Source organism: uncultured Dialister sp., from assembly GCA_900314595.1.
GTDB lineage: Bacteria > Bacillota > Negativicutes > Veillonellales > Dialisteraceae > Dialister.
On record OMVW01000001.1, the window covers coordinates 130,981 to 153,510 of the forward strand.

Sequence of the window (22,530 nt, forward strand, 5' to 3'; positions counted from 1 at the left end):
GATAGTTAGTTATAATTGAAATGAAAAAAGCTATGAAATCAATTGGAATTGGTTTCATAGCTTTTTTAGTTAATTCTGCAGAGAGTTATTTTTCATAAGCCAGGGAATAGAGCTTTTCCATGGCATCCGGTGTTTTCACTCCGGGATTCATGAGGAACAGTTCCTGTTCAAGGAAGTAAACTTTATTATTCTGAACTGCCTTGATATGGGCCCAGGCAGGATTGCTGCGCATGGATTCATCAAGCATCTTATTGATTTCGTTCTTCTTGCCCATGGTTACGATAAAGATAATGTCTGGGTCATCTGCTGTGATTTGTTCGAGAGAGTAGGGGACCGTTTTGCTGTCAAGACGCATATCTTTATGCTTGGTAATTACATTATCCATTTTGAGTATTTCAACCATGGACGCACAGATGGAATGAGGGGTTTCAGCAGTTACAGCCTTGCCGGTGGCCCTGAGCACGGCAACTTTGGCAGGTTTCTGTTTTGCAGCTTTATCTTCAACTTCTTTAATACGACTTTCATAAGTCTTGATAACATTATCAGCTTTTTCCTGCTTATTGTAAATCTGTCCCATAAATCTTAAAAGAGGAACATTATCGTCGATTCCTTCGTACTGAATAAGTATATAGGGAACATGGTTGCTTTTCAGAAGAGACTCAAGTTTGGAATTCTGGTTTTTTTCACCAAGTACGAGATCCGGTTTCATACCGACGAGTGTTTCCATATTGATATTCTGGACATGGCCAAGGGTAGGAAGGGCTTTTGCTTCTTCAGGAATCGGGCTGTTTGCCTCAGGTCTGGCAACTGAAGTTCCGCCTACGGAATAAGCCATATTCAGCAATGGGGCGGAGAGGGTAACTATACGTTTCGGAGCAGCTTTTACTTCAATCTTCTGATCCTTATAGGTATAAACCAGTCCATTGCCGCTCGATGCATTTTGAGAGGATCCACAGGCAGACAGGGATAGACACAAAGCACCGGCTGCCAGAAGAGCTAATAATTTTTTCATGATTTGCTCCTTTATTTCATAAATTAATATATGTATGAAAGAAACCCCTTCGCCGAGATGACGGAGGGGAAATCTTTCTTAATGAAGAGATAAATCATCTCTTACATATCATATCATAAATTATTTCTGGAGTGCATCAAGAGCTTCGGTTGCACGATCAACATAGAGACCGCGGATGTTAGCGTTTTCGCCAAGGCCATGGATGTAGGTCTTTACATTGAAGCCTTCTTTGGTCAGGATGCTCTTATGAGAATCCGGTTCGTCACCAGCCATATCGTTGTTAGCATGGTCGCCTGCAACCATCATGATCGGCATAAGGGTTACATTCTTGTAGCCGCCAGCTTTCAGCTTCGGGATAACGTCTTCCAGATTCGGACGGCCTTCAACGGAGTAAACAAATACGCCATCCATGCCGAGTTCCTGAATGCGGTCCTGAATTACAGAGTAGTAAGCGTTGCCCGGATGCGGAGTGCCATGAGCCATAATCAGGGTAGCATCATGTTTGCCCATCTTCGGGAACTGGGAGGACAGAGCTTTCAGGAAATCAACAACCTGATCCGGTTCACCTTCGGTACCCTGGAAGTACATCAGCGGGGTAGCAAGGGAAATCTTCTTGAAATGCGGAACCTGCATCTTGGTTACTACAGAATCATAGCTGTATTCCATGCCCGGGATGACATCGAGAGATACGACAGCTACACGGGTGTAACCTTCAGCCTGCAGTTTAGCAAAAGCTTCTTCCGGGGTCATCTTGGTGATACCTTCGTTAGCTTTTACGCGGTCAATAATGATGTGGGAGGTATATGCTTCAAATACCGGAACATCAGGATGAGCTTTCTGAATTGCTGCTTCTACTGCATCAATCGTCTTAGTACGAGTATCAGTGAAGGTGGTACCAAAGGTCATAACCAGAATAGCATCTTTATCCGGTGCTTCTTTCATGGCCGGGTTTTCAGCAGTCCATACGCCTACAGTGGATGCTTCACGAAGAGCCGGGGTTACGTCCTTTACTTCCGGGTTCAGTTCATAAGCGTTGGCTGTCATGCCCATTCCCAGTACGCAGAGAGCTGCCATAGATGCGGTTAAAACACTTTTAATACTTCTTTTCATGAAAAATCACTCCTTTGAAAATTTCCTGAAAATCAGGTGTGTACAGTTACATAAATGATGGTTTTCTTAAATCTTTTTCTGCTTTACCATCTTCTTGCCTGTACTTGCATAACTTGATTCTAGTACAACATTATCTGAAAGTCAATTATTTTTTTAAGAATTACTAACATTTTTTACGATTAAATTAATTTATAAGCTATGCGGATTAATAATTAATTTGCAATATGGCAGGAAGCCATTTTCCGGCTACAATAAGTTTTAATATGTAAAAATATTTTAGCCAATTATTCATTTTTATGGGGAGGGCCTCCTTCAGCATGGAGAATTTGCTGTATTTGTACATTTTAAATCTTATTCGATTTAGCTGTTTTCAGAAACATTATCATGGTATAATAAAACGAATCCTTTGAAAAGGCGGTATGAATCATGTTTTCAGGAATGTCAAACTATCTGGGACTTGATATAGGTTCTTCCCAGGTACGTATATATAAGAATAATCAGATAATTCTTTCTGAAGCTTCATTGGCTTTGATTAACAACACTTCGCGACAGGTTCAGGGGTTTGGTACTGACGCATTGATCCGTTTTCATAGTGCTCCGGAGAGTAGTTCTTTGGTATCCCCTGTTAGGAATGGTGTAATTTCAGATTATAATCTGACCAAGTCTATGCTTCACTTTTTTATCAACAAGGCTTTACACAGGTCTGTAAGCCGTCCTGTTGTTATGGTCGCAATTTCATCAGAAATAAGTTCTGTTGCCAGACATGCTCTTGTTGATGCACTGGTTCATGCAGGGGCGCAGACTGTTTTCCTGATTCCGTCTCCAGCAGCTGCTGCAATTGGGGCTGGTATAAATCTGAATATTCCTTCAATTACGGTATCTCTTGTACTTGGCAGGAATGTTTCTGATGCCGGGATTTACAGCTGCGGTGGTATTGTACGTCAGCTTGGGACTTCATTTGGCGGCCATAGTATAGATATCGGAATTTGCCAGTATATTCAGGATAATTATAATATATTTATCGGGATTGAACAGGCAGAAAAGCTTAAATGTGAAATTTTATCCCTTGCGCGGAAAAAAGAGAACCGCGTATTTACTGTACGCGGCCGCAGATTAAGCGATGGAGTGGAAATTGTTGTTGAAATTTCTGTGGATGAAATGACTTCTGTTATGCAGCGATCTATGCAGCCATTGGTTAGCCTGATTAAACAATTGCTGCATGGTGCTACTCCGGAAATGGCAGATGATTTATTAAAACAGGGATTGCTTTTATCCGGAGGAAGTGCCAGATTTGATGGAATCTCTGAATGGCTTTCTTATGAATTGGGGATTCCTGTCAAGGTACCCTCTGAACCGGAAAATGTTATTGCAAAAGGCTGTTATGATGCCTGCCTTATAGAACGTTATCATTCTATGCTGATAGAAAATGGTGAGAAATATTATGGGGGAACATAACCTTGATATTTTTTGACAGAAAGAAAATTATAAGTGTTATATTATTGTTTGCTTTTATAGCCGTTTGCGGATGGTTCTGGAGACACAGAGAGTATATTCCTTTTGTTTCACAACCGCTGGCTACAGGGGTAGCTCCTTTTGAGTATGGAGTCAGCCGTGCAGCATGGGCAGGCGAAAATGGTATGGATATATTCAAAAATGTAATTTCTAACTGGAAAGAACTGGAACATCTTCGCAGGGAGAATGAGAGTCTTAAGACAGAACAAAATAAGTATAGTGAAATACTGGCAGAAAATATACGACTTCGGGAACTTCTCAAGTTTAAACGCGGCTATACCAGTTATCATCTTTCCGGGGCTTCTGTAATAGGCAGGGATTATGGTGGGTGGACTCATACGATCCTTATAGATAGAGGAAGTGACAGCGGTCTCAGAAAATATATGCCGGTTATAGTTCCCGGCGGTCTTATAGGATTTGTCAGTGAGGTGTACATTAATTCTTCCAGAGTACAGCTTCTTCTGGACCCCCGTACCACTGTAGGCGGGATTGTTCAGAGACCCGCATCCCGTGTGGTTTCTATGGTGACCGGAAATAGCGGAAATCCTGGTTATTTAGCTATTATGTCCCTGCCCAGAGAAGCTGATGTCATTAAAGGGGATACTATTGTTACTTCCGGATATGGTGGAGTTTATCCCAAAGGAATTGTCATTGGTACGGTAGAAAAAGTTAATAATGAGGGCTCTGATGGGACCCAGTCGGCTGAAATCAAGCCTGCGGCTGATTTTTCTCACCTTGAAGAGGTATTTGTTATTATGGATCATATTCAGAAAGTCAGTCCTGAAAGTATCACTGTCAAACCCCCAAAGAGGGAGCCTCCAATGAACCCGAACAAGCAGCAGGCAGGTGATAAATAATGGCTGGATATAATCTGGTAATATTGATATTTTCTGCTTTTCTTCTTCAGGGTTCTTTATTACCTTTTTTGTTTAATGGTATATTTCAGCCAGACATTTGTCTTGTTATCGTAACTCTGGCAGCTATAATGCTTGACAGGAAAAGTGCCCTGATTCTTGCTTTTTCTACAGGTTTCCTGCAGGATGTTGTGATTGGCAATATGTTTGGACTTCATTTGCTTCCTTATCTGGCAATTACTTTCTTTTTAATTACTTATGGCAGGAAAAGATATAATCGCCACTGGTATGTTTCCGTAATGGCTGTGATTATTGCAACCATTATTTATTTTATTCTTTCCGGCTTGCTTATGCAGTTTTCTGGAATTCATTCTTTCTTTTTTAATTTTTACTTTTATAGTGTTATTTCAGTAGCAATGATGAATGGATGCTGCGCGTTGCTTTTTCATAATTTGATGCGCATTTTCAAGGAGGAGGATGAGAGTCTTTGGTAAAACGCCACGTTCCATCTATTCTTGAAAATCTGGTAAAGGATAAGGAAGAATCCAGATATGTCAGGATGATTTATGCGGCAATTATTCTTCTCTTCATACTTGGTATCCGCTTATTCTGGATGCAGGTTATAGAGGGCAGTTATTATAAAAATGAGGCAGATGGGAATAGGATCAGACATTTGCCACAGCAGGCATCGAGAGGTGTCATGTATGACCGTAATGGTGTTATACTGGCTGGATCCAGGCCCGCCTACAGCATTATTATGCCCGTGGACAGGAAAAAGAACAGCCTTGATGATGATGAACTGACCCGTCTTTCGGCCATGCTTAATAAACCCAAAGAGGATTTAAAGAAAAAGATCGAAGATAACAAGCTGGGTTTTGGGGCAATTTATCTGGCAAATGACGTAGGTGTTGATGTAGCTACACTGATTGAGGAAAAGAAGGACGAATTTCCCGGAATTGAAATTGAGGTGAACCCATTGAGGGTTTATCCTATGGGTGCTGCAGGTGCACAGATTCTTGGCTATGTTGGCGAGGCTGGACCTGAGGATCGGGATGCTGATGGAAATCCATATAAAACGGCTACTCTTATTGGCCGCTCCGGTTTGGAAAGACAGTATAATCTGTTTCTTGAAGGGAAAAATGGTTCCAGAACAGTCGAGGTAAATGCTTCAGGACAGCCGGTACGTTATGTGGATGGTCAGTCTGCAGTATCGGGGAATAATATCCGTCTGACTCTGGATGCCCATCTGCAGCAGGCTGCTGAGGATGCTATTGACAGACAGGCAAGGAACCTGGCAGCTTCTGGTATTTTTACCACCGGGGCTTCTGCAGTTGCAATTGATCCTAATACCGGGGCTGTATTGGCTATGGTTAGCTGGCCGAGCTATGATCCGAATAAATTCAGTAAAGGTATATCTTCGGCGGATTGGAATCAAATTATAGGAAATAAAAATCATCCAATGCAGAATCGTACGATTTCTGCTATGTATCCACCGGGCTCCCTCTTTAAGGTCGTTACCGGTGCTGCTGCACTTGAATCAAAAGTGACTACTCCATCTGAAAGAATTTTTGATAGTGGCAAACATTGGCTTGTAGATAAAAGAAATTCAGAAGGAGAAGCTTTTGGCTGGATTAATTTCTATGATGCCATTCAAAAATCGGATAATGTCTATTTCTATGAAATGGGACGCCGACTTGGTATAGATAAGATTTCAACAATGGCAGGAGAATTCGGCCTTGGAAAGGCGACCGGCATTGATTTATCCGGTGAAGCGGATGGCAACGTTGCCAGTGAACAGTATAAATTGAAAGTCTTTCATCAGGACTGGTATTTGGGGGAAACCATGGATGCCGCTATTGGCCAGAGTTTTAATCTGACTACTCCTATTCAGATGGCAATGGTTTATGCTTCTATTGCTAATGGAGGTTTTCGTTACAAACCTTATCTGGTTAATCGCATAGATAAACTGGATGGCACTCCGTTAAAAATTTATTCTCCCGAGCAAATAGGTACAATCCCTGTTTCAAAGTCAACACTGGATGATATTCATAAAGCTCTCCGGATGGTTATGACAAAAGATGGAACAGGCGGCCTGCTGTTTTCAGATTATCCTGTACCGATTGCCGGTAAATCCGGTACTGCGGAAACGAACGGTCTTGATAATGGCTGGTTTGTAGCTTATGCGCCTTTTGATAAACCGGAAATTGTAGTCCTTTGCATGTTTGAACACAGTGGATTTGGCTCTGAGTCCGCTGCTCCGGTTGTCAAACAGATTATGAATGCCTATTTCCATTTGGGCGACTTTGCCCCGGCTGGAAATAAGGAAACGAGAAAGGATGTAAATGGGGGTAAAGAATAATGGCTGCGATTTTTTCCATTGCTTCAGGTAAAGGCGGTGTAGGCAAAACCTTAATTACTTCATCCATTGGTATCCTTTTGTCTCGTTGTGGAAAAAAAGTGATTATGATCGACGGAGATATGGGTCTCAGAAATATGGATCTTGTTCTAGGCGTCGAAAATGAATGCCTGTATAATATTTATGATGTTGCAAAAGGGAAATGTTTCCTGGAGGATGCTGCTATTCGGGTCGCTGACAATCTTGATTTTTTACCTGCATCCCAGGAAGATTCCTGGAATGAGGTTTTCCCTCCGGCTATTGATACTGTAATTGAGGATATTCAGAATTCCTATGATTTTATTTTAATAGATTGTCCTGCAGGGCTGGAAAAGGGAATAGAGATGGCATTTTCTCTTTCTGACCGGATTATTGTAGTCGTTGCTCCATCCTGGGCTTCCAGGCGAAGTGCTGACCGTCTTTCTGCTATGGCGAAACCGGGGGTTCCTTTATACTACATTCTCAATCAGTTTTCCTATGTCAATGACAGACAGATTGATTTGGAGGATATGTTAAATACTGTAGATCCGGATTTATTTGGCGGTGTGCTTCCATATTCAGAGGTCGTGGATAAGCTGTCACATTTCGGGAATTTAAAAGATCTTGATGAAGATTGTGCTTTTTCAAAGGCTTTGTCATATGTAATCCGGGGAATTCTGGAAAATAAAGAATTCCCGCTGAACCGCTGGCAGAGTTTTATACGCCTTGGAGATCAGGAAAATAGTAATATTTCATGTGGTTTGCTTTCAGGTAAATCTCATTATGGACTCACCTGGAATTCCGGAAGTAAAGCTTACAGACACCGGAGGAGATGATATCAATGAATCTGATTCGCTACTGGCGCCGTATAGACAGCACATTGCTTTTGACTGTATTAGGCCTGGGAATCATATCTCTTCTTATTATATCCAGTGCAACTCATGCCAATATAGGACATACCGGACAATATGATTTCTTGATGAAACAGGGAATATTTCTGGCTGGAGGCATTGTCATTGCCGGCGTTTCACTTTATTTTGATTATAGGAAACTGCTTAGATTCGTTCCGGCACTTTTTGTTATTAATCTGGTTATGCTTCTGGTTGTTAAATTTGCGGGCGCCAGTGCTCTGGGTGCCCAAAGATGGATTCAGATTGGACCATTCACGCTTCAACCGTCTGAATTCGCTAAACTGATAATGATTATATGCCTGGCAAAACTTTTGTCCGGAAACATGAATAAAGTTGGTTACCGAACCTGGAAAAGCCTGATTCCTGTAGCGGCTATGATGTTTATCCCAACTTTATTGATTTTTATTCAGCCAGATCTTGGAACAAGTCTTGTCTTTGCTGCTATAACATTTGGCATGCTTTATATTTGCGGCCTTAATATGAAGCTGGTACGTCATGCCCTCATTGCCCTGGTCGTGGTATTTCCACTGATCTGGTTCTTTGTCCTTCACAGTTATCAGAAAATGCGTATTCTTGTGCTTTTCAATCCAAGTGTTGATCCTTATGGATCCGGATATCACGTTATCCAATCGAAGATCTCGATTGGCAGCGGCGGGTTTCTGGGGCAGGGGCTGTTCGAGGGAACTCAGAGTCAGCTCAATTTTCTTCCTGAAAATCATACGGATTTTATTTTTTCTGTTATTGGTGAAGAGCTTGGCTTTATAGGAGCTGTTTTTGTACTCTTTCTTTATTTTCTACTGCTTTACAGGGCCCTGATGATTTCCCGCTCTTCAGGAGATGCTTTCGGAAGTCTTTTAGCTTGTGGAATTTTTTCGATGTGGCTCTTTCAGATTTTTATCAATATCGGTATGACCCTGGGCATTATGCCGGTAACCGGTATCCCTCTTCCTTTCATGAGTTATGGGGGAAGTGCTCTTTTAATGAATCTTCTTTGCGTTGGTCTTTTGATGAATATTTACTTGAGACGTAAGAAGTTGATGTTTGATTAGGAGTAATCATGAATCCAGTTAAAATTGATCCCGTATGGCTAATGCATATTCAAAAACCGGCACGCTATATTGGCGGTGAATGGAACAGCGTAGTAAAAGATCATGACCAGATCGATGTAAAAGTGGCTTTGGCTTTTCCAGATGTTTATGAAGTCGCTATGAGTCATTTGGGATTGAAAATCATTTATAGCGTCCTTAATGCCAGAGAGGATACTTTGGCTGAGCGGGTTTATGCCCCCTGGGTAGATATGGAAAAGCTGATGAGGGAAAAACACATCCCTCTCTATACGTTAGAATCGAAATGCCCGGTGAAAAACTTTGACGTCCTTGGATTTACCATGCCTTTTGAGATGTGCTATACGAATATTTTGAATATGCTTGATCTTGCCGGCATTCCTCTGCTTGCTAAAGACCGGAAGGAGGAAGATCCTATCGTTGTATCCGGAGGTCCATGCGTCTATAATGCGGAACCGGTAGCAGATTTCTTTGATGTATTTTTCATTGGGGAATCAGAAGAAGCTATTGGTGAAATGGCAGATATTATAAAAAGCTGGAAAGAAAATGGAAAACCGGGAGGGAGAAAAGCGGTCATCAGAAAAATAGCTTCTATCCCCGGTTGTTACGCACCTCATTTGTATAAAATTTCCTACTATGATGATGGTATTTTCCGAGCTGCCCAGCCGATTGAAAGTGATGTCCAGTTTCCTGTAAAGAAAAGGGTTATTAAGGACTTTGAAAATGTCCACATAGATGATAAACCGATTCTTCCCCATATTGAAATAGTTCACGACCGGGCGGTTCTGGAAATGTTCCGCGGCTGCAGCCGCGGCTGCCGTTTTTGTCAGGCCGGAATGATTTACAGACCGGTCAGGGAAAAAAGTGAGAAAAAGCTGCAGGAAATAGCAGATAAATTAATCCGGAATACCGGATATAATGAAATTTCACTGATGTCATTATCTTCGGCAGATTATTCATGTCTTCCGGAACTGGTAGATCATTTGCTGGATACTTTCAAAAACCGGCGTGTTTCGGTCAGCCTGCCATCTTTGCGGGTAGATTCTTTTTCCATAGATATTGCAAAAAAAATCCAGCAGGTCAGGAAAAGCGGACTTACTCTTGCTCCTGAAGCCGGGACACAACGGCTTCGCAATGTCATCAATAAAGGTGTTACTGAAGATGATATTATGGGTGCCTGTTCGAATGCATTCCGCAATGGCTGGAGCAGAGTAAAACTTTATTTCATGATGGGTCTTCCGACAGAAACCGATGAAGATTTAAAAGGAATTGCCGATCTTGCATATCGCATTCATGATCTTTATCATGAAATAAGGGGACGCTACGATTGTCGTATAACTGTCAGTGTGGCAAGCTTTGTGCCTAAACCGTTTACACCATTTCAATGGATGCCACAGTGTTCTGTGGAAGAAATTGAAAGAAAACAGCAGTATTTGAAGAGCCTTTTTAATAATAAACATATTAAACTTGCTTATCACGATGCAAAAACAGGGTATCTGGAAGCAGCTCTTGCCCGTGGTGACAGGAAATTGGGCAAAGTTATTCTGAAAGCCTGGGAAAAAGGGTGTAAATACGACAGCTGGACGGAGTTTTTCAACTATGATGCATGGATGGATAGCTTCAGGGAATGCGGAGTCGATCCTGATGAATATGCTGCCCGTAAGAGAGATGAGTATGAAGCGGAACCTTGGGATCACATCGACAGTGGAGTAACGAAAGATTACCTGCGGAAGGAATGGCGCCTGGCACAGCGGGGCATCCTGACCGGGGACTGCCGTCATCTGCCCTGTAACGGATGTGCCGTTTGTCCTGATCTGTCTGTGAAACTGGTTGACCATAAAGAGGAGAACATACATGAGAAGACTGTTTTTGTCTATCACGAAAGGTGAGGAGCTTCGTTTTCTCGGCCATCTTGATTATTTAAGAACTCTGGAGCGGGCCGTCCTGCGGGCAGGAATTCCTGTGGCATTTTCAGAGGGATTCAATCCTCATATGAAACTCTCTCTTGATTCGGCACTGGGGGTAGGGGTTACGGCAGATCCTCTCTATCTGGCTATGAGAATCGAAGGCGATATGCCCATCGAAACGATTAAGGAAAAATTGTTATTACAGCTGCCTCGGGGAATTGAAATTCACAGTATAGTTGAAGCTAATGATAACTGGCCTAAGTTTGTAGCCGTATTTAATGAAGATGCCTATGAAATGGAAGGCCCTGTAAGTGAGGGATTTGATGAATCAATGGTTGGAAACGCATTGGAATCACTAGAAAGATTCAATCGGCTTCCTTCATTTCTGTATAAAAGAATTACTCCAAAGAAAATTCGAGAAATGGATGTAAAACCTATGATTCTTGAACCCATGAAATGTTCTTTCCGGAATCGGCGGGCCCTTTTGACTTTTTCTCTAATTCGGAGCACAACTGGTACTGTGCAGCCAAAGGATATATGGAAAATGCTGGCCGAATCTTTCCACATGCCCTGGATTCCAGGTGAGTTTATCTGTTCTCGTACCGGTACATATCGCAGATTGAAGGGGAGAAGGATGACTCTTGAAGACCCCGGGGTTTTCGATGGATTATTGAAAGGAAAGTCATGAAACAGCTTCTGCTTAGCATGCGTACAGATTTATCTATTCTAGCCTGTCTGGAAAATGGAGTTCTCAACGATCTGGTGGTGGAACCGTCTGAAGAGAAAGATATCGTCGGCCGGGTTTATAAAGGAATAATAAAGAATGTCGTTCCCTCATTAAATGGTATGTTTGTAGATATAGGCATTGGACGAAATGCATTCCTGCGAACTAGAGATACCTTACCTGAACAGGCCCATACCGAAGGTGCATCCATACTCGTACAGGTCGAAAAGGACAGTACTGAGACAAAAGGACCGCTTGTTACGGAAATGGTCAGTTTTGCCGGTAAGTATGCTGTAGCACTCTGGGGCTCTGATTATATCGGGATTTCTAAAAAAATCAGAAATGAGGAAGTACGCAAACACCTGAAAGAATATGCCGGGGAAATACGCCCTGCCGGATTTGGCCTGATCGTCCGGACAGCAGCAGAAAATATAACAGAAAATGTTTTCAAAAGAGATCTTTCTTCCCTTCGGCACATGGCTGAAATTGTGACGAAAAGGTTTAATCTGGAAAAAGGTCCCTGTCTTTTATACAGAGACGGAGATCTTGCAGTCAGGACTATCCGCGATTATTTTTCCGAGGATGTGGATGTTCTTCTTGTTGATGATCAAAAAACATGGGAACGACTCTCTTCCATGGCGCAAGACGAATCATTAAAACTGGCTGATAAAATAAAACGCTATGATGATAATGAATCCCTGTTAAAGAAATTTCATGTTGAAGAACAGATTGATGAACTATTTCAACGCGTAGTATCATTAAAATCAGGCGGTTCCCTGATCATCGATTATACTGAGGCATTGACAGTCATAGATGTAAATTCCGGCTCCTTTAAAGGGAAGAATATTCCCCATGAACAGCTGGCATTCCTTATAAATAAATCCGCTGCTTTTGAAATTGCCAGACAGATCCGTCTCCGTGGAATTGGCGGAATTATTATTATTGATTTTATCGATATGAAGAATCAGACTGAAAAAGAAGAGTTGATTCACATACTTCAGAGTGAAGTCAGTAAGGACCGGATCAAGACAGTGGTATGCGGAATGACTTCTCTGGGTCTTGTGGAAATGACCAGAAAAAGAACGTCCCATCGTTTATGGGAGAATTTTTTTGATACTTGTCCACATTGTCGGGGAAGCGGAAAGGTACTTTCAGTCCGGGCCGCTGCTGACCGGATTATAAAAGATTTGGAAAGCCGCAGGAAGGAAGGACCTTTTAAGGATGATATAGAGATCCGCTGTAATAAAGATGTGGCAGATTTCCTGAATTCAGAGACGTTAAAGTCAATTGTTTCCGACATTGTCGGTCATGATGTATCTCTGAAGGGGGATTCTCTCTTTGACCGGGGAACGTATTCCATTTTGCTGCAATGAATGGAGAAAAAATGATCAGAGATATTCACTCAGAAACGGATATGGATGAAGAGTTTCTGGAAAAAAAGGGACTGGTCCTGCTTGAATTTGCGGCGGGATGGTGCCGTCCCTGCAGGCTGATGGAACCTGTTTTTGCTGGTGTAGAAGAAAAATTCGGTGGAAAAATCCGTCTCTGTCGTATAGACATAGATGAGCAGGAAGAACTTGTTTCTCGGTTTAACCTTGAGGGTGTTCCGGTATTTATTCTGTTTGATGGTGAAAAAGAGCTGGGACGGATTATTGGTTATCGACGGAAAGACCTGTTTTTTGCTGATATTGATCAATTTTTAAACTGAATTTTATTTGATGGAGACATTGAAAAATATTTGAAAAATATACTTTTATTTGTTGCAATACATGAACAGGTTTGTTATAATAGCAAAGAATTCTCTATTTATTTGAAATGAGGTGCAAGAAGTGAAGAAGGGTATCCATCCGGATTATCATCCAGTCGTTTTCCGCGATATCGGTGCTGACTACTCTTTCCTGACCCGTTCTACAGCTACTTCCAATCAGACTGTAAAATGGGAAGATGGTAATGAATATCCGCTGATTAATATTGATATCAGCAGCAAATCCCATCCATTCTATACAGGACAGCAGCGTTTCGGGAAGGCTCGCGGCCGTATCGAAAAGTTCAACAAACGTTACGGAAAAACATCCGACTGAGAAGCAGGGCGCAAGCCCTGTTTTTTTAGTGCATCCTGTCTTACTTTCCATGTTATACTACTAATAGTAGTGCCTTTGTTTTTTCATATAATCATTATGAGGAGTGTTATCCTATGCAGACAAGCAAACTTGATGGAATGGAAGCACGTTATATTACACTGGAAGACCAGTTAAGTGATCCATCTGTTATTGCTGATCAGAATAAATGGCGTGCTCTTTCCAGAGAACATGCAGAACTGGGTGAAATTGTTGCCAAATACAGAGAATATAAAGATGCTGTTAAAAGCTGCCGGGATGCTTTAGAAATATTGAATGATAAGGATCAGAATGAGCTTCATGAACTGGCAAAAGAGGAATTAAAGGAAAGTGAAAAAAGAAGGGAAGAACTTGATTTCGAGATACACAAGATGCTTATCCCACGGGATCCCAATGATGGGAAAAATGTAATTCTTGAAATTCGTGCAGGTACCGGTGGGGAAGAGGCGGCCCTTTTTGCCGCCGATCTTCTAAAAATGTATATTAAATTTGCTGAGAGAAAAGGGTGGAAGCTGGAAATCGCTGATGCCAATGAAACAGACCTGGGCGGATTTAAGGAAGTTATCTGTACTATTGAAGGTAAAAATGCCTATTCTATATTGAAATTTGAAAGCGGTGTACACAGAGTCCAGCGGATTCCTGAAACTGAAAGCCAGGGACGGGTACATACATCTGCGGTTACCGTAGCGGTCCTTCCTGAGGCTGCAGATGTGGATATCGATGTAAAAAGGGAAGACTTGAGGATTGATGTTTATCGTTCTTCCGGTGCCGGTGGTCAGCATATCAACAAAACATCTTCTGCCATCCGTATTACCCATCTTCCTACTGGAATCGTTGTGACCTGTCAAAATGAAAGAAGCCAGAGGCAAAATAAGGAAAAGGCTTTGCAAATCCTGAAATCCCGCCTGTATGATAAAGCTTCAAGGGAATCAAAGAGCAAAGAGGCGGCGGACAGAAAAAATCAGGTCGGCTCAGGAGATCGGTCAGAACGAATCCGAACCTATAATTATCCACAAGGAAGAGTTACTGACCATCGTATCAATATGAGTATTTATCAACTGGATGATTTTATGAATGGAAATATGGATGCAATCCTTGACAGGCTTATGGAGGATGATCTGGCCAGACGAATGAAAGAGGGAGAAGAGAATGGCCGGTAATACCGTTTGGACTATAAAAAAGCTGATAAATTGGACTACACAGTTTTTCAGGAACCATGATATCGAAACGCCAAGGCTGGATGCTGAGCTGCTTCTGTCTCATGTCCTGCACAAATCCAGAATATATTTATATACTGATTTTGACTTGATTGTTAATCCATCAGAGCTGGCTCAGTACCGTGAATATATCAAGAAAAGGATTAATGGTTTTTCCACGGCTGCTATCATAGGAGAAAAGGAATTTATGGGAGTGACACTCAATGTTAATGAACATGTCTTAATTCCCCGTCCTGATACGGAAACCTGGTTGGAGAAAGTCATTCAATACCATCGTAATAAGCCGGGGTTAAAAGTTCTGGATCTTGGAACCGGAAGTGGTGCAATTCTTTTAAGTTTCCTTTATTTTTGCAGGGAAGATACAGGTTTAGGAATTGATATATCCGAAGAGGCTCTTGAAGTTGCCAGAAAAAACAGCAGGAATCTTAAACTGGATGATAGAGTAGAATGGAGAAAGGGCGATTTTCTAACTGCCTTGGGTAAGGATGAGGTTTTCGATGGGATCCTTACAAACCCACCCTATATTCCATCGGCAGAGATCCACGGACTTGAGGCAGAAGTTTTGCATGAACCTCATCTTGCACTCGACGGCGGTCCCGATGGTTTAGACTTTTATAGAAGACTGGCAGCGGATTCTGCCACATACCTAAAGCCCGGAGGATTTCTTGCTGCTGAGTTTGGTATTAACCAATCCGGTGCTGTTTTAGAGCTCCTTAAATCCTCCGATCAATTTGATTCTTTTGAAATAATCATGGACTATGGGGGCATTGCCCGGGCAGTGTATTGTAGAAAGAAGTAAGAATTATGATTACAGAACTTGTCAAAACCGATGAATTTTATTACCGGGAAAAGGTTTTTGAGCTGGGTAAAATTATCAGGGAAGGAGGTTTAGTCGCTTTCCCTACTGAAACAGTGTATGGCCTGGGTGGAAATGCACTGGATTCAGACGCAGCTGAAAAGATTTATTCTGCTAAAGGTCGGCCTTCAGATAATCCGTTGATTGTACATGTTTCTTCTATAGAGGAAGTAAAGAATTATGTTAAAGAAATTACGCCACTTGAAAAAAAGTTAATGGAAACATTTTGGCCAGGCCCGCTGACCATTGTTTTTCCAAAAAGGGATATTATTCCTTCTGCTACTTCTGGCGGCCTAGATACGATTGCCATAAGATGTCCTGAAAATAAAGCTACCCGTGCTTTAATAAAGGCTGCCGGAGTTCCTTTGGCAGGACCAAGCGCCAATATATCCGGAAAGCCAAGCCCTACGACAGCGGAGGCTGTATTGCAATATATGAATGGAAAAATTAAAGCCATTATCGACGATGGTCCTTGCCGTATCGGGGTTGAATCTACAATTATCGGCATTGAAAATAATCAGATCGTTATTTATCGTCCGGGCGGAATTACATTGGAAATGCTGTCTGCTTTTGCCCCTGCTGTAGTGGACCAGGCAATCCTGAATGCGGACAGTCGTCCTAAGGCTCCCGGCATGAAATATCGGCATTATGCGCCGGTGGCACCACTAACTGTATATACTGGAAATCAAGTCAAGGTGACCCGGGAGATTTTATCATTTACACGGCTTAACGATAAAAAATATGGCTTCTTTGTTAGCCGGGAAACAGCCGAAGAGATTCCTGCCGGATATGATGTATTCATTTGGGGAGATAGGTCTGATAAGGAAAGTTTGGCTCATAATCTTTTTAACGGTCTTCTGTATTTTAATGAACATCCGGTGGATCAGATCATTGGGGAAGGTACCGATTATAAAGGGCTGGGGCTCGCCATTATGAATCGACTGACTAAAGCTTCCGGTTACCATATCGTTGTAGAAAAAAAGGATTGAAATTCAAAAGCTGTATTGCATCTTTCCGATTTTTAACTTTACACCTTTTTACTTTCTGATGTATACTGTTTCTAGTTGATGTAAGCTTTTCCAGGAGAGGTGACTTATATGAAAATTGCAATTTCCAGTGATCATGGCGGTTATTTTTTGAAGGAATCCTTGAAAAAGCATTTGGGTGATATTCAAGTTGAGTATATCGATTGTGGTACCGATTCAGAGACTTCTTGTGACTATCCTGACTTTGCCTATAAAGCCTGCAAGCTTGTGCAGAATGGCGAAGTGACTTATGCCGTATTGATCTGTGGTACAGGCATTGGCATGTGCATTACTGCCAATAAAATGAAAGGAATTCGTGCGGCCCTGTGTTCTGATACTTTCTCGGCTCATTTTACCAGAGCTCATAATGATGCAAACGTCATAACAATGGGGGCACGTGTAGTGGGGCCCGGTCTGGCAGAGTTCATTCTTGATGAATTTTTGAAGACTCCTTTTGAAGGTGGTCGTCATGCCAGGAGAATCGGGAAGATTGCCGAAATAGAGAAGGCAGAAAGTCATGTATGAAGATTTAAAAAAAGAAGCAACTGACGCTTTTAATGAACTTTGTGAAATATCCGGGTTTCGAGAAGGAAGCCTGATCGTTGTTGGCGGTTCGTCGAGTGAAATCCGTGGTGGTCATATAGGTAAAGACAGTTCCTATGAAGTAGGAACCGCTGTGGTTACGACACTGATGAAACTTGCAGGCGAGAAACATCTACAGCTGGCTTTTCAATGTTGTGAACATTTGAATCGTGCCCTTGTTATGGAAAAAAAGGATGCGGAAGAGCGGGGTTATGAAGAAGCAACTGTCGTTCCATGGCTTCACGGCGGAGGAGCTTTTGCAACAAATGCCTATTATCATTTCAAGGATCCTGTGGTGGTGGAAGAAATAAAGGCTGATGGCGGGCTTGATATAGGTCTTACCATGATTGGTATGCATCTCAAGCGGGTGGCTGTACCAATTCATCTTAAAAATAACAGGATTGGTGAAGCCATTGTTACCGGTGCCCGTACCCGGCCCCCTCTGATTGGCGGGGAAAGAGCTCATTATAGGCGGGAAGACCAGATTTAAATTTCTTTCAACTTAATATTTGACTCAAGGTGGAGTCAGGCAGAAAGGGTTCATCGCTTTTTTGCCGACTCCATTTTTATTACTGTCTCTGATGGATGTAACGTCGCCGAATTCGTGATAAAATAAAAATGGCGATTAGTTGGAGAGAAATTCCAATAATCATAAATTTTCAGAAGGTATACCAACTATGTATGGATGAATTTATCAAGGGAAGGGAGCCAGATTTATGAATCATTTAAAAGATGACAAAGCTGTGTATGAGGCAATCCAGGAAGAATTAAACCGCCAGAGAAACAAGCTGGAAATGATTGCTTCAGAAAATATTGTCAGCTATGCAGTCATGGAGGCCCAGGGAAGCGTTCTTACAAATAAGTATGCAGAAGGATATCCGGGGAAGAGATATTATGGCGGCTGCGAATATGTTGATAAAGTCGAACAGCTTGCAATTGACAGGGCTAAAGAACTCTTTGGAGCAGATCATGTCAATGTACAGCCTCATTCCGGCTCCCAGGCAAACTTTGCAGTTTATTATGGATTGCTGAAGCCGGGCGATGTCATGATGGGCATGAACCTGACCGATGGTGGTCATCTCTCTCATGGAAGTCCTGTTAATATTTCCGGTAATTACTTTAAAGTCATTCCTTATGGCGTTAGGAAAGAAGATGAGCTTCTTGATTATGATGCTATGGAGAAAACAGCAAAAGAAGTTCATCCTAAACTGATTATCGGCGGTACAAGTGCATATTCCAGAATTATTGATTTTGAGAAAATTGCATCTATTGCTCATGAAGTAGGAGCTCTTTTCATGGTAGATATGGCTCATTTTGCCGGTCTCGTGGCAGGCGGGGAATACCCAAGCCCTGTACCGTGGGCAGATATCGTGACTACTACCACCCATAAGACACTCCGCGGACCACGCGGCGGTATTATCATGTGTAAAGAAAAATATGCAAAGGCCATTGATAAAGCTGTATTCCCCGGAATGCAGGGCGGACCGCTGATGCATGTTATTGCGGCAAAGGCAGTAGCTTTTGGCGAAGATCTGAGCGATGATTTCAAGGAATATGCAAAACAAATTAAGAAAAATGAGAAGGTTCTTTCCGATGAACTGCAGAAAGATGGCATTCGTGTTGTATCCGGCGGCACAGATACCCATGTCCTTCTGGCTGATATGAAATCCATCGGTATTACCGGTAAAGTCGCACAGAATGTGCTCGATGAAATCGGAATTACGGCCAACAGAAATACCATTCCGTTTGAAACGTTGAGCCCATTTGTAACCAGTGGTATCAGACTGGGTTCTCCGGCACTTACCACCCGCGGCCTTAAAGAAGAAGATTTCAAAGAAATTGCCGATATTATTGCTACCGTTCTGAAGGCACCGGAAGATGCAACTGTCAAAGCTGCCTGTGCTGAAAGAATACATGCTCTTTGTGTTAAATATCCCCTTTATAAAGATTTATAATTTATGGCCAAGTAAAAAGTCCTCCTGAGGGAGGACTTTTTACTTGGCCTGATTTCATGAAGAAGAACCCTTTCGATTCCGTCTTATTTACGTATGGTCCATTTTTTTCTCGTCATGATATAATAATACAACAGAGACAAAAATTGATTTTATATATTTTCATAGGGAGGACGTTATGAGGAATAAAAAATTATGGATCATCCTCATTATTGTTATCATTTTAGCCTGCGCGGGGGGATGGTACTGGTACAGTAGAAATCATAAAGAACAGAAGCAGAACTATACCCTGGGATCAGTTGGCAGGGATAATATTGTTCTTACTGTTGACGCTACGGGAACTATTGAGCCTGATAACAGTGTTGAACTTTCAGCGACTGCTTCCGGTACACTGGAAAAAGTGTATGTGAAGCAGAATGAAACTGTAAAAAAGGGCCAGGTTCTGGCTATGATTGAATCCAAAGCCCTTACGTCTACAATGAAACAGACTCAGAATACCCTTGAAAACAAGGAATCCTATTATAACAGATTAAATAGACTGTATGAGCAGGGGGCTATTTCTTACCAGGAAATGGATAATGCCCGTCTTGATTTCAAAAATGCCCAGGCCGCTTATGACAAAGCTCAGGCAGATGTTAATGATACCATTATTACTTCTCCGATGGATGGTATGGTTATTGGAGAACCCATGAAAGAAGGGGAGACCGTATCCCAGGGCCTTTCCAGCCAGATGGTCATCGTTCGTGTGGCAGATCTTTCCGCCATGCGGATTGAGCTTCTTGTGGATGAAACAGATATTGGTGAAGTGAAAAATGGGCAGGGCGTAGAGTTTACTGTTGATGCATATCCAAATAAAACTTTCCATGGCGTAGTAACAGACATTTCCAAAAAACAGTATTCGTCCAGTTCCTCCTCCAGTTCTTCTTCCAATTCTGTAGTTTATTACACGGTTTATGTGGAAATTAATAAAGATGAACTGGATGGGCTTTATCCATCTATGACTGCCAGGGCTACTATTCATGGTAGAGAAAGTGGTGATACTCTCGTCGTACCGGTTACGGCAATTCGCAGTGATACGGAAGGCTCTTATGTATATGTTAATAGTAATGGGCAATTGAATAAATCTTATGTGACTACCGGTATTTCAACGGATAAAGAAATAGAAATTCTTAATGGCCTGAAAGAAGGAGACGAAATTGTTGTAAGCGGCACCGTTTCACAGGAAAAATCCACTCCGACCAATAAAAGGAACAGACCGGGGCCGAGGTTCTAATGATGTCATATCAGGATAAACTCTCTACCGTTATACGCCTGCGCGGTATAGGGAAAAGCTATTATATCGGTACTGAAGAGGTGCCGGTATTGACACATATCGACTTGGATATCGAAAAAGGCGAATTCGTTTCCATCATGGGATCTTCCGGTGCCGGTAAGTCCACATTGATGAACATACTTGGCTGCCTTGATCGTCCTACTAAAGGTTCATATATGCTGGACGGTAAAGAAGTAGCCAATCTGAATGACAGTGAACTTGCATATACCAGAAACCGTAAAATAGGATTTGTATTCCAGAGCTTCAATTTGCTTCCAAGGCTTTCTGCGCTCGATAATGTGATTCTGCCTATGATTTATGGAAATCAATATAAAGACCGGAGAAAGGAACGTGCCACAGCCATGCTTGAATCGGTTGGCCTTGGTGACCGTATCCATCATATGCCGGCAGAAATGTCCGGCGGTCAGCGTCAGCGTGTTGCTATTGCCAGGGCTTTGATTAACAATCCTGCTATTATTATGGCTGATGAACCGACAGGCAATCTTGATAGTAAATCGACCAGAGAAGTAATGGAAATTTTTTCAAGACTTTATGAGGATGGTAAAACCATTATACTGGTTACCCATGAAATGGACGTAGCCCGTTATGCGACGAGGCATGTTATTTTATCTGATGGTCACATCAGTAAAGATATCAGGGGGCCGCTGCCATGACCAATATTTATTTTGAAAGTATACTTATGGCCTGGGGATCCATTGTCAGCAATAAAATGCGGTCACTTTTGACGATGCTGGGGATTATTATTGGCGTGGCAGCCGTCATTGCGCTGATGTCTATCGGGTATGGCGTCCAGGATAAGATTACAAGCGATATTTCAAGTCTGGGCTCCAATACGATAACTATTACTCCAGGGACAGGCCATAAACCGGGCGTTCGTCCTGCTGCAGGTTCTATGCAGACACTGACTTATAAAGATTATTTAGCAATTAAAAATCTCCCCAATATATCCTATGCTGCTCCTTTGGTTAATAGCAGTTATCTTCTTGTCAGCGGCAATAAAAATTGGACTACCAGAATTTATGGCTGTACTGAAGATTATGCCAAAATATCAAGCCTTTCTGTACAGGAGGGACGTTTTTGGACTGATAAGGAATACAGTTCTCGTGCAAGAATATGTATTATTGGCAAGACTGTAGCTTCCGGCTTATTTGGCGATGAATCTCCGTTAGGTCAGAAAATCCGTATTAACGGTGATCCTTTTACTGTGATTGGTCTTCTGGAGGAAAAAGGATATTCCTTTATGGATCAGGATGATCGCGTTTTGATTCCGTTTACTACAGTTCAGGAACGCATGCTTCATATTACTTATGTGAATAATATAGTCATTACCTCTGATAATGCTGATGATTTAAGCCAGATAGAATCGGATGTAACAAGCCTTCTGAGAACCAGGCATCGTATTCGGACGGGCAAGGAAGATGACTTTTCCATCTCTAATTCCCAGGATCTGATGGCTACAATGAAGTCTACTACACAGACATTGACTTTCTTTTTGGGAAGTATTGCGGCTATTTCTCTCCTTGTTGGCGGAATTGGCATTATGAATATTATGCTTGTCTCGGTGACTGAGAGAACGAGGGAAATTGGCATCCGGAAAGCCCTGGGAGCCACTTATACCATGATAATCGTACAGTTCCTGATTGAGTCTGTTACAGTAAGCGTGGCAGGTGGTCTGATTGGTGTATTGCTTGGAATAGGTGCTTCCAAAGTTATTCCAATGGTAACAACCTTATCCACAGTTCTTGCAGTAACTCCTATTTTCGGTTCGTTTATATTTTCCGTTCTGATTGGTCTTGTCTTTGGCCTGTATCCAGCCCAGAAAGCAGCAAGACTGAATCCGATTGATGCTCTTCATTATGAATAGCTTCAGAATTTTCTTTTATACTCTGATTGACTACTGGCAGTGGTTAATCATCCTGTTTCTTGATATAATCTTTATTGAGAGATTTTGATTTCATATTGGTCAAGATGGAAGATGCT

Annotated in this window: 22 protein-coding genes; 20 read left to right on the forward strand and 2 right to left on the reverse strand. The window is 42.0% G+C overall.

The window, feature by feature from the left end:
• Positions 1–85 precede the first annotated feature (85 nt).
• The gene (locus tag QZN42_RS00615) at positions 86–1,012 is read right to left on the reverse strand and encodes an ABC transporter substrate-binding protein (RefSeq protein ID WP_296953638.1); all 927 of its coding nucleotides are present in this window, start codon (positions 1,010–1,012) and stop codon (positions 86–88) included.
• Positions 1,013–1,132: 120 nt separating this feature from the next.
• Positions 1,133–2,122 (reverse strand): sirohydrochlorin cobaltochelatase, encoded by a 990-nt coding sequence (locus tag QZN42_RS00620; protein ID WP_296953640.1) that lies wholly within the window; start codon positions 2,120–2,122, stop codon positions 1,133–1,135.
• A 426-nt stretch (positions 2,123–2,548) separates the two neighbouring features.
• On the opposite strand from QZN42_RS00620, the gene QZN42_RS00625 reads away from it, so the two are divergent.
• The 20 genes from QZN42_RS00625 (at position 2,549) to QZN42_RS00720 (ending at position 22,414) form a co-directional block, all read left to right on the forward strand.
• The gene (locus QZN42_RS00625) at positions 2,549–3,577 is read left to right on the forward strand and encodes a rod shape-determining protein (RefSeq protein ID WP_296953643.1); all 1,029 of its coding nucleotides are present in this window, start codon (positions 2,549–2,551) and stop codon (positions 3,575–3,577) included.
• 44 nt (positions 3,578–3,621) lie between these two features.
• Entirely contained in the window at positions 3,622–4,491 is an 870-nt protein-coding gene (gene mreC, locus QZN42_RS00630) for a rod shape-determining protein MreC (RefSeq protein WP_296953645.1), read from the forward strand.
• Positions 4,491–4,982 (forward strand): rod shape-determining protein MreD, encoded by a 492-nt coding sequence (gene mreD, locus QZN42_RS00635; protein ID WP_296953647.1) that lies wholly within the window; start codon positions 4,491–4,493, stop codon positions 4,980–4,982. Before mreC ends, mreD begins: the two co-directional genes overlap by 1 nt.
• Positions 4,976–6,847 carry a penicillin-binding protein 2 gene (gene mrdA / locus QZN42_RS00640; RefSeq protein ID WP_296953650.1) on the forward strand — a complete coding sequence of 624 codons (1,872 nt, stop codon included), beginning with the start codon at positions 4,976–4,978 and terminating at the stop codon, positions 6,845–6,847. The genes mreD and mrdA overlap by 7 nt, the downstream gene beginning before the upstream one ends.
• On the forward strand, positions 6,847–7,698 hold the full coding sequence (locus tag QZN42_RS00645) for an AAA family ATPase (RefSeq protein ID WP_296953652.1): 852 nt from the start codon (positions 6,847–6,849) through the stop codon (positions 7,696–7,698). The genes mrdA and QZN42_RS00645 overlap by 1 nt, the downstream gene beginning before the upstream one ends.
• Positions 7,699–7,703: 5 nt before the next feature.
• On the forward strand, positions 7,704–8,822 hold the full coding sequence (gene rodA / locus QZN42_RS00650) for a rod shape-determining protein RodA (RefSeq protein ID WP_296953654.1): 1,119 nt from the start codon (positions 7,704–7,706) through the stop codon (positions 8,820–8,822).
• A gap of 8 nt (positions 8,823–8,830) precedes the next feature.
• Complete coding sequence (locus tag QZN42_RS00655; RefSeq protein WP_296953656.1) at positions 8,831–10,726, forward strand: TIGR03960 family B12-binding radical SAM protein; 1,896 nt, start codon at positions 8,831–8,833, stop codon at positions 10,724–10,726.
• On the forward strand, positions 10,692–11,432 hold the full coding sequence (locus tag QZN42_RS00660; RefSeq protein WP_296953658.1) for a TIGR03936 family radical SAM-associated protein: 741 nt from the start codon (positions 10,692–10,694) through the stop codon (positions 11,430–11,432). Before QZN42_RS00655 ends, QZN42_RS00660 begins: the two co-directional genes overlap by 35 nt.
• The gene (locus QZN42_RS00665) at positions 11,429–12,841 is read left to right on the forward strand and encodes an Rne/Rng family ribonuclease (protein WP_296953659.1); all 1,413 of its coding nucleotides are present in this window, start codon (positions 11,429–11,431) and stop codon (positions 12,839–12,841) included. The genes QZN42_RS00660 and QZN42_RS00665 overlap by 4 nt, the downstream gene beginning before the upstream one ends.
• Before the next feature lie 11 nt (positions 12,842–12,852).
• The gene (locus QZN42_RS00670; protein WP_296953661.1) at positions 12,853–13,176 is read left to right on the forward strand and encodes a co-chaperone YbbN; all 324 of its coding nucleotides are present in this window, start codon (positions 12,853–12,855) and stop codon (positions 13,174–13,176) included.
• A gap of 121 nt (positions 13,177–13,297) precedes the next feature.
• The gene (locus tag QZN42_RS00675; protein WP_008858969.1) at positions 13,298–13,549 is read left to right on the forward strand and encodes a type B 50S ribosomal protein L31; all 252 of its coding nucleotides are present in this window, start codon (positions 13,298–13,300) and stop codon (positions 13,547–13,549) included.
• Between the two features lie 113 nt (positions 13,550–13,662).
• Complete coding sequence (prfA, locus tag QZN42_RS00680; RefSeq protein ID WP_296953663.1) at positions 13,663–14,745, forward strand: peptide chain release factor 1; 1,083 nt, start codon at positions 13,663–13,665, stop codon at positions 14,743–14,745.
• Positions 14,735–15,601 carry a peptide chain release factor N(5)-glutamine methyltransferase gene (prmC, locus tag QZN42_RS00685; protein WP_296953665.1) on the forward strand — a complete coding sequence of 289 codons (867 nt, stop codon included), beginning with the start codon at positions 14,735–14,737 and terminating at the stop codon, positions 15,599–15,601. Before prfA ends, prmC begins: the two co-directional genes overlap by 11 nt.
• Positions 15,602–15,606: 5 nt before the next feature.
• The gene (locus QZN42_RS00690; protein WP_296953667.1) at positions 15,607–16,647 is read left to right on the forward strand and encodes an L-threonylcarbamoyladenylate synthase; all 1,041 of its coding nucleotides are present in this window, start codon (positions 15,607–15,609) and stop codon (positions 16,645–16,647) included.
• 108 nt (positions 16,648–16,755) lie between these two features.
• Positions 16,756–17,208, forward strand: coding sequence for a ribose 5-phosphate isomerase B (rpiB, locus tag QZN42_RS00695; RefSeq protein WP_296953668.1), 453 nt, complete (start codon positions 16,756–16,758; stop codon positions 17,206–17,208).
• Positions 17,201–17,755, forward strand: coding sequence for a TIGR01440 family protein (locus QZN42_RS00700; RefSeq protein ID WP_296953670.1), 555 nt, complete (start codon positions 17,201–17,203; stop codon positions 17,753–17,755). The genes rpiB and QZN42_RS00700 overlap by 8 nt, the downstream gene beginning before the upstream one ends.
• 226 nt (positions 17,756–17,981) lie before the next feature.
• Positions 17,982–19,220 (forward strand): serine hydroxymethyltransferase, encoded by a 1,239-nt coding sequence (gene glyA, locus QZN42_RS00705; protein ID WP_296953672.1) that lies wholly within the window; start codon positions 17,982–17,984, stop codon positions 19,218–19,220.
• Between the two features lie 175 nt (positions 19,221–19,395).
• On the forward strand, positions 19,396–20,490 hold the full coding sequence (locus tag QZN42_RS00710; RefSeq protein WP_296953674.1) for an efflux RND transporter periplasmic adaptor subunit: 1,095 nt from the start codon (positions 19,396–19,398) through the stop codon (positions 20,488–20,490).
• Positions 20,490–21,203 (forward strand): ABC transporter ATP-binding protein, encoded by a 714-nt coding sequence (locus QZN42_RS00715; RefSeq protein ID WP_296953676.1) that lies wholly within the window; start codon positions 20,490–20,492, stop codon positions 21,201–21,203. The genes QZN42_RS00710 and QZN42_RS00715 overlap by 1 nt, the downstream gene beginning before the upstream one ends.
• Positions 21,200–22,414 (forward strand): ABC transporter permease, encoded by a 1,215-nt coding sequence (locus QZN42_RS00720; protein ID WP_296953678.1) that lies wholly within the window; start codon positions 21,200–21,202, stop codon positions 22,412–22,414. Before QZN42_RS00715 ends, QZN42_RS00720 begins: the two co-directional genes overlap by 4 nt.
• Positions 22,415–22,530 lie beyond the last annotated feature (116 nt).

What these genes read in the sequence shown, in the direction of transcription:
- rpiB (WP_296953668.1), top strand. Translation starts at nt 16,756, where the DNA reads ATGAAAATTGCAATTTCCAGTGATCATGGCGGTTATTTTTTGAAGGAA.
- QZN42_RS00620 (WP_296953640.1), bottom strand. Translation starts at nt 2,122, where the DNA reads ATGAAAAGAAGTATTAAAAGTGTTTTAACCGCATCTATGGCAGCTCTC.
- QZN42_RS00625 (WP_296953643.1), top strand. Translation starts at nt 2,549, where the DNA reads ATGTTTTCAGGAATGTCAAACTATCTGGGACTTGATATAGGTTCTTCC.
- QZN42_RS00690 (WP_296953667.1), top strand. Translation starts at nt 15,607, where the DNA reads ATGATTACAGAACTTGTCAAAACCGATGAATTTTATTACCGGGAAAAG.
- QZN42_RS00655 (WP_296953656.1), top strand. Translation starts at nt 8,831, where the DNA reads ATGAATCCAGTTAAAATTGATCCCGTATGGCTAATGCATATTCAAAAA.
- QZN42_RS00615 (WP_296953638.1), bottom strand. Translation starts at nt 1,012, where the DNA reads ATGAAAAAATTATTAGCTCTTCTGGCAGCCGGTGCTTTGTGTCTATCC.
- QZN42_RS00645 (WP_296953652.1), top strand. Translation starts at nt 6,847, where the DNA reads ATGGCTGCGATTTTTTCCATTGCTTCAGGTAAAGGCGGTGTAGGCAAA.
- QZN42_RS00720 (WP_296953678.1), top strand. Translation starts at nt 21,200, where the DNA reads ATGACCAATATTTATTTTGAAAGTATACTTATGGCCTGGGGATCCATT.
- prfA (WP_296953663.1), top strand. Translation starts at nt 13,663, where the DNA reads ATGCAGACAAGCAAACTTGATGGAATGGAAGCACGTTATATTACACTG.
- QZN42_RS00700 (WP_296953670.1), top strand. Translation starts at nt 17,201, where the DNA reads ATGTATGAAGATTTAAAAAAAGAAGCAACTGACGCTTTTAATGAACTT.
- prmC (WP_296953665.1), top strand. Translation starts at nt 14,735, where the DNA reads ATGGCCGGTAATACCGTTTGGACTATAAAAAAGCTGATAAATTGGACT.
- rodA (WP_296953654.1), top strand. Translation starts at nt 7,704, where the DNA reads ATGAATCTGATTCGCTACTGGCGCCGTATAGACAGCACATTGCTTTTG.
- QZN42_RS00670 (WP_296953661.1), top strand. Translation starts at nt 12,853, where the DNA reads ATGATCAGAGATATTCACTCAGAAACGGATATGGATGAAGAGTTTCTG.
- QZN42_RS00660 (WP_296953658.1), top strand. Translation starts at nt 10,692, where the DNA reads ATGAGAAGACTGTTTTTGTCTATCACGAAAGGTGAGGAGCTTCGTTTT.
- mreD (WP_296953647.1), top strand. Translation starts at nt 4,491, where the DNA reads ATGGCTGGATATAATCTGGTAATATTGATATTTTCTGCTTTTCTTCTT.
- glyA (WP_296953672.1), top strand. Translation starts at nt 17,982, where the DNA reads ATGAATCATTTAAAAGATGACAAAGCTGTGTATGAGGCAATCCAGGAA.
- QZN42_RS00665 (WP_296953659.1), top strand. Translation starts at nt 11,429, where the DNA reads ATGAAACAGCTTCTGCTTAGCATGCGTACAGATTTATCTATTCTAGCC.
- QZN42_RS00715 (WP_296953676.1), top strand. Translation starts at nt 20,490, where the DNA reads ATGATGTCATATCAGGATAAACTCTCTACCGTTATACGCCTGCGCGGT.
- QZN42_RS00710 (WP_296953674.1), top strand. Translation starts at nt 19,396, where the DNA reads ATGAGGAATAAAAAATTATGGATCATCCTCATTATTGTTATCATTTTA.